Here is a 12,612-nt window from a genome sequence, read left to right on the forward strand (position 1 = left end):
ATTGTACTTCTCTAGAGCAGCGTGAAGCGCCATTGCCTCTAATACATACTTTTATTATAAAAAGGTACAAAAAAAGTGAGGCATCGGATTCCGATCTCACTTTTGTATGTATAAATGGTGAGCCATGAAGGACTCGAACCTTCGACCCTCTGATTAAAAGTCAGATGCTCTACCAACTGAGCTAATGGCTCTTAGAGATGATTGTCAATAAGCTGCGAATCTTTTCGTCTGCTTCGTTCTTTCACATCCTCATGTACCTTTTGTACATTCCGGTGTTCTCTCACTTGCTTCCTCAACCTTCTTGCTTCTTGCCAATCATCGGTTTCGGACAATAAGCTGCGAATCTTTTCGTCTGCTTCGTTCTTTCACATCCTCATGTACCTTTTGTACATTCCGGTGTTCTCTCACTTGCTTCCTCAACCTTCTTGCTTCTTGCCAATCATCGGTTTCGGATCAATAAGCTGCTACCTTATGTAAGATCTAGTGTTTCACTTTGTTTGTGTAATTAAAAGTGGTGACCCGTACGGGATTCGAACCCGTGTTACCGCCGTGAAAGGGCGGTGTCTTAACCACTTGACCAACGGGCCAACATGAGAAAATAACTGGCGGAGAAGGAGGGATTTGAACCCTCGCGCCGCTTACACGACCTACACCCTTAGCAGGGGCGCCTCTTCAGCCACTTGAGTACTTCTCCAAAATGGCTCCACAGGTAGGACTCGAACCTACGACCGATCGGTTAACAGCCGATTGCTCTACCACTGAGCTACTGTGGAATGGTGGGCCTGAGTGGACTCGAACCACCGACCTCACGCTTATCAGGCGTGCGCTCTAACCAGCTGAGCTACAGGCCCAAGGGATGAAGGAAAAAATGATCGTTTAAGCATAACTATGGAGCGGGTGATGGGAATCGAACCCACATCATCAGCTTGGAAGGCTGAGGTTTTACCACTAAACTACACCCGCATTTATTCTTATAAAATTTAAATGGCGCGCCCGAGAGGAGTCGAACCCCTAACCTTCTGATCCGTAGTCAGACACTCTATCCAATTGAGCTACGGGCGCACTGGAGCGGAAGACGAGATTCGAACTCGCGACCCCCACCTTGGCAAGGTGGTGTTCTACCACTGAACTACTTCCGCAAAAAATGGCAGGGCTAGCAGGATTCGAACCTGCGAATCACGGAATCAAAATCCGATGCCTTACCGCTTGGCTATAGCCCTAAAACAAGTACATTTATTTAAAATTTATGGGGCGACTGATGGGATTCGAACCCATGCGTGCCGGAACCACAATCCGGTGCGTTAACCAGCTTCGCCACAGCCGCCATAAAATTTTTTTATTTAAAATGGCAGGGGTAGTAGGAATCGAACCCACATCAAAGGTTTTGGAGACCTTCGTTTTACCATTAAACTATACCCCTAAATGAAAAGTGGTGGAGGGGGACGGATTCGAACCGCCGAACCCGGAGGGAGCGGATTTACAGTCCGCCGCGTTTAGCCACTTCGCTACCCCTCCACAATATCTAATTAAATTAAAATGGCGGTCCCGACCGGGATCGAACCGGCGATCTCCTGCGTGACAGGCAGGCATGTTAACCGCTACACCACGGGACCTTAAATGGCGGAGGAAGAGGGATTCGAACCCCCGCGGGCCGTGAAGCCCCTGTCGGTTTTCAAGACCGATCCCTTCAGCCGGACTTGGGTATTCCTCCGCAATGTATATATGGTAGCGGCGGAGGGGATCGAACCCCCGACCTCACGGGTATGAACCGTACGCTCTAGCCAGCTGAGCTACACCGCCATATATAATAAATGAATTTGTAAAAATGGTGGAGCCTAGCGGGATCGAACCGCTGACCTCCTGCGTGCAAAGCAGGCGCTCTCCCAGCTGAGCTAAGGCCCCGTTTTTTGTTTGAAATAAGCTACGAATCTCTTCGTCAGCTGCACTCATTCGGTCAGTCACGTACTTGGGTACGATCCTTTCCTCTCTCTTGCTTCCTCGACCTTCTTGGCAATCAGATCTTTAGAGGACAAATATGCTTTTGGCACAGTTACCCTTTTAAAGGGATTGCCCAGCGACGTCCTACTCTCACAGGGGGAGAGCCCCCAACTACCATCGGCGCTGGAGAGCTTAACTTCCGTGTTCGGCATGGGAACGGGTGTGACCTCTCCGCTATCGTCACTAGACAACGTATTGAATTTGAGAAAACCTTGTTCTCTCAAAACTAGATAACAGCTTCAACTTGAAACCTTTGTGAGTTTCTTAAAGACAAACAACATCGTTTTTTGGATAAGCCCTCGATCGATTAGTATCTCTCAGCTCCACGTGTCACCACGCTTCCACACGAGACCTATCAACCTCATCGTCTCTGAGGGATCTTACTTACTTAACGTAATGGGAAATCTCATCTTGAGGGGGGCTTCATGCTTAGATGCTTTCAGCACTTATCCCTTCCACACGTAGCTACCCAGCCATGCTCCTGGCGGAACAACTGGTACACCAGCGGTGTGTCCATCCCGGTCCTCTCGTACTAAGGACAGCTCCTCTCAAATTTCCTACGCCCACGACGGATAGGGACCGAACTGTCTCACGACGTTCTGAACCCAGCTCGCGTACCGCTTTAATGGGCGAACAGCCCAACCCTTGGGACCTACTTCAGCCCCAGGATGCGATGAGCCGACATCGAGGTGCCAAACCTCCCCGTCGATGTGGACTCTTGGGGGAGATAAGCCTGTTATCCCCAGGGTAGCTTTTATCCGTTGAGCGACGGCCCTTCCATGCGGTGCCGCCGGATCACTAAGCCCGACTTTCGTCCCTGCTCGACCTGTATGTCTCGCAGTCAAGCTCCCTTATGCCTTTGCACTCTGCGAATGATTTCCAACCATTCTGAGGGAACCTTTGGGCGCCTCCGTTACTTTTTAGGAGGCGACCGCCCCAGTCAAACTGCCCACCTGACACTGTCCCCGAACCGGATCACGGTCCTGGGTTAGAATGTCAGTACAGCCAGGGTAGTATCCCACCGATGCCTCCACCGAAGCTGGCGCTCCGGTTTCCAAGGCTCCTACCTATCCTGTACAAGCTGTACCAAAATCCAATATCAAGCTACAGTAAAGCTCCATGGGGTCTTTCCGTCCTGTCGCGGGTAACCTGCATCTTCACAGGTAATATAATTTCACCGGGTCTCTCGTTGAGACAGTGCCCAAGTCGTTGCACCTTTCGTGCGGGTCGGAACTTACCCGACAAGGAATTTCGCTACCTTAGGACCGTTATAGTTACGGCCGCCGTTTACTGGGGCTTCAATTCAGAGCTTCTCCCCTAAGGGATAACCCCTCCTCTTAACCTTCCAGCACCGGGCAGGTGTCAGCCCCTATACATCGCCTTGCGGCTTGGCAGAGACCTGTGTTTTTGATAAACAGTCGCTTGGGCCTTTTCACTGCGGCTCTCCTGGGCTATAAACCCGAAAGAGCACCCCTTCTCCCGAAGTTACGGGGTCATTTTGCCGAGTTCCTTAACGAGAGTTCTCCCGCGCGTCTTAGAATTCTCTTCCCGCCTACCTGTGTCGGTTTGCGGTACGGGCACCTCTCACCTCACTAGAGGCTTTTCTAGGCAGTGTAGGATCAGGAACTTCGGTACTATAATTTCCCTCGCCATCACAGCTCAGCCTTACGACAAGCGGATTTGCCTACTTGCCAGCCTTACTGCTTGGACGCGCACATCCAGTGGCGCGCTTACCCTACCTTCCTGCGTCCCCCCGTTGCTCAAACGGTGAGGAGGTGGTACAGGAATTTCAACCTGTTTGCCATCGCCTACGCCTTTCGGCCTCGGCTTAGGTCCCGACTTACCCTGAGCGGACGAGCCTTCCTCAGGAAACCTTAGGCTTTCGACGGAGGGGATTCTCACCCCTCTTTTCGCTACTCATACCGGCATTCTCACTTCCAAGCGCTCCACCAGTCCTCTCGGTCTGACTTCACGGCACTTGGAACGCTCCCCTACCACTGTCCGAAGGACAATCCATAGCTTCGGTGATACGTTTAGCCCCGGTACATTTTCGGCGCAGAGTCACTCGACCAGTGAGCTATTACGCACTCTTTCAATGATGGCTGCTTCTAAGCCAACATCCTGGTTGTCTAAGCAACTCCACATCCTTTTCCACTTAACGTATACTTTGGGACCTTAGCTGATGGTCTGGGCTGTTTCCCTCTCGACTACGGATCTTAGCACTCGCAGTCTGACTCCCGAGTAAAAAGTAATTGGCATTCGGAGTTTGACTGAATTCGGTAATCCTGTAGGGACCCCTAGTCCAATCAGTGCTCTACCTCCAACACTCTCACCTCGAGGCTAGCCCTAAAGCTATTTCGGGGAGAACCAGCTATCTCCAAGTTCGATTGGCATTTCACCCCTACCCACACCTCATCCCCGCAATTTTCAACTTGCGTGGGTTCGGGCCTCCATCCAGTGTTACCTGGACTTCACCCTGGACATGGGTAGATCACCTGGTTTCGGGTCTACGACCACGTACTTGATACGCCCTGTTCAGACTCGCTTTCGCTGCGGCTCCGTCTCTTCAACTTAACCTTGCACGTAATCGTAACTCGCCGGTTCATTCTACAAAAGGCACGCTGTCACCCTTTAACGGGCTCCAACTACTTGTAAGCACACGGTTTCAGGATCTCTTTCACTCCCCTCCCGGGGTGCTTTTCACCTTTCCCTCACGGTACTGGTTCACTATCGGTCACTAGGAAGTATTTAGCCTTGGGAGATGGTCCTCCCGGATTCCGACGGGGTTTCACGTGTCCCGCCGTACTCAGGATCCACTCCGGAGGGAACGAAGTTTCGACTACAGGGCTGTTACCTTGTCTCGCGGACCTTTCCAGGTCGCTTCATCTACTCCGTTCCTTTGTAACTCCAATGGAGTGTCCTACAACCCCAAGAGGCAAGCCTCTTGGTTTGGGCTGTTTCCGTTTCGCTCGCCGCTACTCAGGAAATCGCTTTTGCTTTCTCTTCCTCCGGGTACTAAGATGTTTCAGTTCCCCGGGTCTGCCTTTTATACCCTATGTATTCAGGTATAAATAACACGCCATTACGCGTGCTGGGTTCCCCCATTCGGAAATCTCCGGATCGAAGCTTACTTACAGCTCCCCGAAGCATATCGGTGTTCGTCCCGTCCTTCTTCGGCTCCTAGTGCCAAGGCATCCACCGTGCGCTCTTATTAGCTTAACCGTCGATGTCGTTGGTCTTTTTCTAAGACACTCGGTTGTTCTCTCAAATAATCAAACAACCGGTGAAACTCACAAAGAGTTTACGATATGATGTTCAAAAACTCCGGGTATCATTGCCGTCGAATCTCTTCGTCACGTTTGTGTCTCCAGTCCTCACGTAGCGTACTACGCTCCGGGCTTCGACACTGCCGTTCCTCGATCTTCTCGACCCTGATCGTCCTCGTTTTTGAACATCTCATTTCAAATTAGAAATTTGATGTCGTTACTGTTATCTAGTTTTCAAAGAACAGGTTTTGAAAGGATTAACCTTTCAAAACTAAACAAAAAGACCAAAGCAAAACCTTTGTAAAACTCGTTGAGCTTTAATAGCTCCTTAGAAAGGAGGTGATCCATCCCCACCTTCCGGTAGGGATACCTTGTTACGACTTCACCCCAATCACCTGTCCCACCTTCGGCGGCTGGCTCCAAAAGGTTACCGCACCGACTTCGGGTGTTACAAGCTCTCGTGGTGTGACGGGCGGTGTGTACAAGGCCCGGGAACGTATTCACCGCGGCATGCTGATCCGCGATTACTAGCAATTCCGGCTTCATGCAGGCGAGTTGCAGCCTGCAATCCGAACTGAGAATGGCTTTATGGGATTCGCTCGGCCTCGCGGCTTTGCTGCCCTTTGTACCATCCATTGTAGCACGTGTGTAGCCCAGGTCATAAGGGGCATGATGATTTGACGTCATCCCCACCTTCCTCCGGTTTGTCACCGGCAGTCACCTTAGAGTGCCCAACTTAATGCTGGCAACTAAGATCAAGGGTTGCGCTCGTTGCGGGACTTAACCCAACATCTCACGACACGAGCTGACGACAACCATGCACCACCTGTCACTCTGTCCCCCGAAGGGGAAAGCCTTATCTCTAAGGGTGTCAGAGGATGTCAAGACCTGGTAAGGTTCTTCGCGTTGCTTCGAATTAAACCACATGCTCCACTGCTTGTGCGGGCCCCCGTCAATTCCTTTGAGTTTCAGCCTTGCGGCCGTACTCCCCAGGCGGAGTGCTTAATGTGTTAACTTCGGCACTAAGGGTATCGAAACCCCTAACACCTAGCACTCATCGTTTACGGCGTGGACTACCAGGGTATCTAATCCTGTTTGCTCCCCACGCTTTCGCGCCTCAGCGTCAGTTGTAGGCCAGAAAGTCGCCTTCGCCACTGGTGTTCCTCCAAATATCTACGCATTTCACCGCTACACTTGGAATTCCACTTTCCTCTCCTACACTCAAGTTCCCCAGTTTCCAATGACCCTCCACGGTTGAGCCGTGGGCTTTCACATCAGACTTAAAGAACCGCCTGCGCGCGCTTTACGCCCAATAATTCCGGACAACGCTTGCCCCCTACGTATTACCGCGGCTGCTGGCACGTAGTTAGCCGGGGCTTTCTGGTTAGGTACCGTCAAGGTGCCGTTCTATTCGCACGGCACTTGTTCTTCCCTAACAACAGAGCTTTACAATCCGAAGACCGTCATCACTCACGCGGCGTTGCACCGTCAGGCTTTCGCCCATTGCGGATGATTCCCTACTGCTGCCTCCCGTAGGAGTCTGGGCCGTGTCTCAGTCCCAGTGTGGCCGATCACCCTCTCAGGTCGGCTACGCATCGTCGCCTTGGTGAGCCACTACCTCACCAACTAGCTAATGCGCCGCGGGCCCATCTCACAGTGTTAGGTAAAACCCAACTTTTACAAAAGAATCATGCGATCCCTTTGATCATCCGGTATTAGCCCCGGTTTCCCGGAGTTATCCCAGTCTGTGAGGCAGGTTGCCCACGTGTTACTCACCCGTCCGCCGCTCGTTCCACAAGTTTCACCCCGAAGGGATCCACTTGCTTCCCGCGCTCGACTTGCATGTATTAGGCACGCCGCCAGCGTTCGTCCTGAGCCAGGATCAAACTCTCCGTAGAAAGTTCGATGTCTCTGACATCATAAATAATTCATTGACGGAATATCTCTCGATATCCCACGTTTCGCTTGGCTTTTTGTTTAGTTTTCAAAGGTCAATTTGTCGTCGTCGTTTTTTGCGGCGACAAGTAATAATATATCACGATAACAACAATAATGCAACAACTTTTTTAAAAAAGTTTTTGTTGTTTTGTTATTAACTGTGTAATTTTTGTCCTTTTCTTGGGGACCTGATTTATTATAGAGGCTTTCCTTCTCTTGGTCAACACTTAAATTCGATTTTTTTTAGACATTCTAGAATTGATTATTGGAGTTGTACAAACACAGAGCAAACCTAAAGTCATAGAACCCAAATCTCACTTTCTCTGAAGTTCTTATTCTTTCACTATTTAATGAATTAATTTTTATTAATTATAGGGATGTTCAAACATTCCGCTAAAAATTACTATCATAGAAATTACCCGATCTGTGGGAAGCTCAATTGCTTGCTCCTCCACCTCGAAATACTCGGTTCGATTTTTCTATGCTCTCTTGAACATAAACTTATCCATTATCCTTCTCTTCCTCTATTAATAGTAACCATAAACTAAGAAAAATCGTGTAGGCGTCTTTTATTAAGACTGTTTTCTAAAGGCTCTTTTCGCATAGATTGTTGTTTTTTATTGATAAATTGAAAGAGCGAATGGCAGTGACAACAGCGGGAGAAGCAACAATTTTTTAGAAATTAGCACTTATAAAAGATTGTTGCTATTTTGAGCGTGACAGCCTTTCAACTACTCAAATGACGGAAAAGGACGCAAAATTTTGCCTTCAACTCTTTTCTTTGAGTTGAAAATCACTCATAAACAAAAAGCAGAGTATTTATTTGATTAATATATCTGCGGGAGCAAGCGCTTTATCATCTGTTCAAGAATTATATCGGCGGAAACCATCATGATATCAGCGAAAATAGCTCAGATATCGGTGATTCGAAAAATAACGCGCATCAAACTTTACAAAAACAGCCTTTCTAAAAGATTGCTGCTTTTGATAAGATAAACGCTCGAATCCGCTACAGGCGGACGTTTTCACCCTTAGGCATAAGTGCGACATCCGTTCACAACCCACTAGGCCGCTTGTATCCTCCTCTGCAGGTTTCGCTTTGAAACACCATCTGCGTGAAGGTAGCTGTCCGCTCTATGCTTTCGGAGGGTAAAAAAAGAAGCTCCTATATAAATATAAGGCTTCTCCAGAAAAAATAGGTATTATTTCAAATCTGTCTAGTAATCGCTCTTTTCTTTAATAGAATTTGAAAAGACAAAAGTCATAGTGAAGAAAAGAATAAAACTGATCATTAATATTGTCCCGCCAACTATAAAATAAATTAAAGCGACTGTCGCTAACGGCCCTTCGGTGATCATTCTTTCCCAATACATCCCTGTCGGAAGTGAAATACTCCCGATAATCGCTGTCCAAACTTGAATATTTGCTAGCTTTGAATCTTTTGAAATTGAAAACAACCGATAAAAAGCTGCGAATGCAAACAATGACAACCACCCGACCACAAGAATGTGGGCATGTAACGGTTGTAATGAATAGCCTCCTGATCCTGCCATATGAGAACCAATAAAAACACCAATCAAGGCAAATAGAGCTGAAAACCTAAGGAGTACTCGTGTACGATCCATTGTATCCCTACCTTCAATCTATATTTAAATGTACTTCATCCAATACTCTAACATAAGGGACATTTCTATAACGTTACTAATTATTGAGAATCTATGAACTCTACAACTTTTCAGCTCAGAAAGGTTAACAGTTTTGAAAATTAAGTTGACAAAAGGACCGCTATCCAGCTATTCTATTGTTAACCACCTACATACAGTAGTGAACAATACAAAAGGAAGTGGGGTACATTATGTCTTCAGTTTCAAATTCTAACAAGCGTTTCTCTGCAAGTGACATTACAAAAGCAGCTATGTTTATTGGATTAATGGCGCTAGGTGCTAATGCGACCGCATTCATAACAGTAGGGACAGTACCTATGACGTTCCAAACCGTTATTGCAATTTTAGCTGGTGTCCTACTCGGTAGTCGTTTAGGAACCTTCTCTATGATTGGTTATACAATATTAGGTGGAATTGGAGCACCGATTTTTGCCCAATTCACTGGTGGTCCTCAAATTGTAGTATCGCCAACCTTTGGCTTCATCTTATCTTTTATTATTTTAGCATTTGTTACCGGTAAAATTGTAGAAAAATCCAACCAGAATTATTCTTCTTATTTAGTAGCATGTTTTGTTGGCCTTACGGTAAACTACTTATTTGGCGTAACCTATTTATACTTTCACACAATTTACGTGTTAGGTGTAACAGAAGCTTCCTACCTAGCAATTTTTTCAGGTATGATTCCGTTCTTAATTAAAGATGCAATCTTAACGGGAGTAGCCGCATCAATTTGTCCTCAAGTGGCAAAAGCGGTCAACCGTCCTCCAAGTCCTATTCACGCCAAAAGGCCAGCATCTTAACAATTGGTTCTCCCATAAAAATATAGAGAGAGAAAGAAAAAGAGCATCCAATTAGGGTGCTCTTTTTCAATAGGTTAGGTAGATGATTGACTTTGGACTTTGAAATGATCTAATAGGTAATCACCTTCTTCTTCAGTAAAAGTAAAGGTGATCGTTAATCTGTCCACAGGCGGGTAACCAAAGCGTTTAAACTGATGATCATATACAATATCATCCTGGTTAAAGAAATAAACGGGTGTCTCTTCTGTTTGAATTTCTATTTTGTCACCTTCACGAGAAAACGTCATGTCTTCTTTTTGGATTAACAGTAAACCAGGATTCAATAGCGTATCCTTTACAGTATTATAATAAGAATGTTCATCTTCTTTAGTTAAATGTACCTCTTGTAAGTAAATCTGATAGTCATCGTTATAGACAAGGTATGGTCCTTCTTTGCGAAAAAGAGAAGATACGAGTTGTTGAAGACCATCATCTGTCATCCTCTCACCAAGGTGTTGGTGAATGGCTTCTTTATTTCCAAAAGACTCATTGAAATAAGCTTCTTCAATTCTGTTATGGGTTTGAAAGAGTTCACTTGTATCTGACACAATTTGTATGTATTGATCGTAGAGATCCTGATCATTTAATTTGGAAGTGAAGGGGTTATACCATACGACTATTGCTGTTGAAATTAATAGAATCGCAACAACCAATCGATTCTTCGTCTCTTTTTTCACGTCTAACGCCATCCTTTATTATGTAAGTTTCTTACTTAATATAGACGAAGAACAGACCCCAAAAGTTTCAATTTTACTGTTCTTCTCATATTTTTATATTACCTTTTGCGTCCTACGACATAGGAAGAAAGACTTTTCACCCAAAATCCCTAAAAACTTTTCTCATTCATTCTAAGTTCCATTAAGTAGAGACTACTGAATAAGTAGCATACGTCTTCGTGGCAAGAGGATATGCTCTTTCTCAGGGAAAGAATCTGCAAGGAACTAGCTCTCCTTTTGCCAAAAACCTTGCACCTGACTTTGAGATACAAACGGGATAGCCAAGGGGTGCTGCTACAATGACGGGGACTTCAGCAGGTAAAAGCAACAATGGTCTTCTTGCGACGAGGAACCGCAGGAGCAGCAGAAGACCCCACAGTGAGCACGCCTTACGCGAATGAGGAAACTGAAGCGTTACCGACGGAAAGCAAAGCAACGGAAGGCGACACCCTTTGTATTTGAGTTCTAAAGTTATTCAGCAACCCCAAAGTAAAAAAAGAGGCTGTCTTAATGGATTAAAAGACAACCTCTTTTTTCATGTTTTATTATTTGAGTTGAAAAGCACCAAGAAAAGCGCAAGGCCCTTACCCGACGACATCCCTTTGGTCTGACCGATAAAAAGTGCTTTTTACTTTTAATCGGTCAGGTACTTGACACAAGACAATGGTACCTGGAGCTAAACACCTAAACGTAGATTTTTATGCTTTCTTAACTCATTTAAAAAAATAATAGTTTGATTTACAATATAATTGCCGCAAGCCAACCAATTGCAATAAGAGGAAGATTAAAGTGTAAAAATGTTGGCACACATGTATCCCAAATATGGTGGTGCTGACCATCAGCATTTAAGCCTGCCGTTGGTCCAAGTGTACTATCAGATGCAGGAGAGCCAGCATCTCCTAAAGCCCCCGCCGTACCAATTAAGGCGATTGTAGCCATCGGGCTGAATCCTACAGCCGCGGCTAATGGAACAAAAATAGCGGCTATAATTGGGATTGTCGCGAAAGAAGAGCCAATTCCCATAGTAATAAACAACCCCACAATGAGCATAAATAAAGCAGCAAGGCCTTGATTTCCTCCTACCCAACCATCCACTGTGTTGACGAGTTGTTCAACATGACCTGTTTCACGGATCACTTCCGCGAAACCTCCCGCCGTAATCATCACAAATCCTATAAAGGCAAGCATTTTCATCCCATCTGTCATGAGGTTCTCAGATTCGTGTAAAGTAAGTTTCTCGGTAAAGTGCAGGAACGCAAAATACACGTATAGTAACAATAAGCCAAGGAGCGCACTGAAAATCATCGACTCAGTTATCACTTGGGTGACCAGTGTAACAACAATAGCCGAGAGTCCAATACCAACGGACAATTTCGTGTAAGCTTGCTCATTTTCTTTCTGTTCTCCGACACTCTGTATAGACCGGTCATCATAGGTACGAGCCTTACGGTAAGTTATGAAGATTGCTGTTAGTAATCCCAGGCCCATCCCTAGGACGGGTAACAGCAGTGCTTTCGGGATCATCGACATTTCCACTGCCATTCCGCTATCCTGCATGTTTTCAAAAACGATCTCATGAAAAATCAGACCATAGCCGGCGGGGATTAAAATATAAGGTGCTTTTAATCCAAACGTTAATGCTGTAGCTGCAGCCCGGCGATCTAGCGCTAGCTCATTAAATATTTTTAGTAGTGGTGGAATTAATAACGGAATAAATGCAATGTGTACCATTACTACGTTTTGAGACATACTTGAAATAATTACGATAATAAATAATAACAACACTTTAGAGTAAGTTTTTCTTTTTGTTTCCCCATCTTTTCCAACGAGTCGAATTGCCCATTTAATTAACAAGTTTGGAAGCCCTGTGTAGTTTATTGCCACGGCGAATGCACCTAGCATGGCATAACTTAAAGCTACCGTCGCATTAGTTCCAAGTCCACTTGTAAAAATGTCGACCGTTTCCATAATCGAATATCCGGCTACAAGTCCGCCTACCATTGCACCACCAATTAGAGCAACAACGACATGGATCCTCATTAAACTCAGTAGAATCATCACCAGTACAGCTATCACAACAGCATTCATAACCCCATCATCCTTTATTACTTTATTCCGATAAATCACTAATGTATGAAAATATACCTTATCATCCTATTATTTAATTTGTCAATGTTTTTTCTTATACTTT

4 protein-coding genes, 16 tRNA genes and 3 rRNA genes are annotated in these 12,612 nt (G+C 45.9%); 1 reads left to right on the forward strand and 22 read right to left on the reverse strand.

What is annotated here, in order from left to right; translation table 11 throughout:
* Positions 1-115: 115 nt before the first annotated feature.
* The 20 genes from CDZ94_RS09975 to CDZ94_RS10070 all read right to left on the reverse strand — a co-directional run bounded on the left by CDZ94_RS09975 (position 116) and on the right by CDZ94_RS10070 (position 8,827).
* Positions 116-191, reverse strand: a tRNA-Lys gene (locus CDZ94_RS09975).
* A gap of 321 nt (positions 192-512) precedes the next feature.
* A tRNA-Glu gene (locus CDZ94_RS09980) sits at positions 513-587 on the reverse strand.
* 16 nt (positions 588-603) lie between these two features.
* Positions 604-694 (reverse strand) — tRNA-Ser (locus CDZ94_RS09985).
* Positions 695-698: 4 nt separating this feature from the next.
* Positions 699-773: transfer RNA gene (locus tag CDZ94_RS09990), tRNA-Asn, on the reverse strand.
* A gap of 1 nt (position 774) precedes the next feature.
* A tRNA-Ile gene (locus tag CDZ94_RS09995) sits at positions 775-851 on the reverse strand.
* 38 nt (positions 852-889) lie between these two features.
* A tRNA-Gly gene (locus tag CDZ94_RS10000) sits at positions 890-963 on the reverse strand.
* 22 nt (positions 964-985) lie between these two features.
* Positions 986-1,062: transfer RNA gene (locus CDZ94_RS10005), tRNA-Arg, on the reverse strand.
* A 2-nt stretch (positions 1,063-1,064) separates the two neighbouring features.
* Positions 1,065-1,139 (reverse strand) — tRNA-Gly (locus CDZ94_RS10010).
* A 6-nt stretch (positions 1,140-1,145) separates the two neighbouring features.
* Positions 1,146-1,220, reverse strand: a tRNA-Gln gene (locus CDZ94_RS10015).
* A gap of 27 nt (positions 1,221-1,247) precedes the next feature.
* Positions 1,248-1,324: transfer RNA gene (locus tag CDZ94_RS10020), tRNA-His, on the reverse strand.
* Between the two features lie 22 nt (positions 1,325-1,346).
* Positions 1,347-1,420: transfer RNA gene (locus tag CDZ94_RS10025), tRNA-Trp, on the reverse strand.
* Between the two features lie 10 nt (positions 1,421-1,430).
* Positions 1,431-1,515, reverse strand: a tRNA-Tyr gene (locus CDZ94_RS10030).
* Positions 1,516-1,537: 22 nt separating this feature from the next.
* A tRNA-Asp gene (locus CDZ94_RS10035) sits at positions 1,538-1,613 on the reverse strand.
* 5 nt (positions 1,614-1,618) lie between these two features.
* A tRNA-Ser gene (locus CDZ94_RS10040) sits at positions 1,619-1,711 on the reverse strand.
* Positions 1,712-1,723: 12 nt separating this feature from the next.
* Positions 1,724-1,800, reverse strand: a tRNA-Met gene (locus tag CDZ94_RS10045).
* Between the two features lie 26 nt (positions 1,801-1,826).
* Positions 1,827-1,902 (reverse strand) — tRNA-Ala (locus CDZ94_RS10050).
* Between the two features lie 167 nt (positions 1,903-2,069).
* Positions 2,070-2,186, reverse strand: a 5S ribosomal RNA gene (rrf, locus tag CDZ94_RS10055).
* A gap of 99 nt (positions 2,187-2,285) precedes the next feature.
* Positions 2,286-5,220 (reverse strand): 23S ribosomal RNA (locus CDZ94_RS10060).
* 376 nt (positions 5,221-5,596) lie between these two features.
* Positions 5,597-7,162: ribosomal RNA gene (locus CDZ94_RS10065) — 16S ribosomal RNA — on the reverse strand.
* The 16S, 23S and 5S rRNA genes sit together here with 16 tRNA genes alongside, the layout of an rRNA operon.
* Positions 7,163-8,419: 1,257 nt before the next feature.
* Positions 8,420-8,827: a hypothetical protein gene (locus CDZ94_RS10070; protein ID WP_096436651.1), complete on the reverse strand. Its 408-nt coding sequence runs from the start codon at positions 8,825-8,827 to the stop codon at positions 8,420-8,422.
* A gap of 230 nt (positions 8,828-9,057) precedes the next feature.
* On the opposite strand from CDZ94_RS10070, the gene CDZ94_RS10075 reads away from it, so the two are divergent.
* Entirely contained in the window at positions 9,058-9,666 is a 609-nt protein-coding gene (locus CDZ94_RS10075; RefSeq protein WP_096436653.1) for a biotin transporter BioY, read from the forward strand.
* Positions 9,667-9,740: 74 nt separating this feature from the next.
* Here the strand turns inward: CDZ94_RS10075 and CDZ94_RS10080 are convergent, their stop codons facing one another.
* Together CDZ94_RS10080 and CDZ94_RS10085 are read right to left on the reverse strand one after the other, a co-directional pair.
* A complete protein-coding gene (locus CDZ94_RS10080; RefSeq protein WP_096436655.1) occupies positions 9,741-10,382 on the reverse strand; it encodes a hypothetical protein in 642 nt (213 codons plus the stop codon).
* A 777-nt stretch (positions 10,383-11,159) separates the two neighbouring features.
* Entirely contained in the window at positions 11,160-12,509 is a 1,350-nt protein-coding gene (locus CDZ94_RS10085; RefSeq protein WP_096436657.1) for a Na+/H+ antiporter family protein, read from the reverse strand.
* Positions 12,510-12,612: the final 103 nt, after the last annotated feature.

The organism is Alteribacter populi (assembly GCF_002352765.1).
In the GTDB taxonomy this organism is placed as follows: Bacteria; Bacillota; Bacilli; order Bacillales; family Salisediminibacteriaceae; genus Alteribacter; species Alteribacter populi.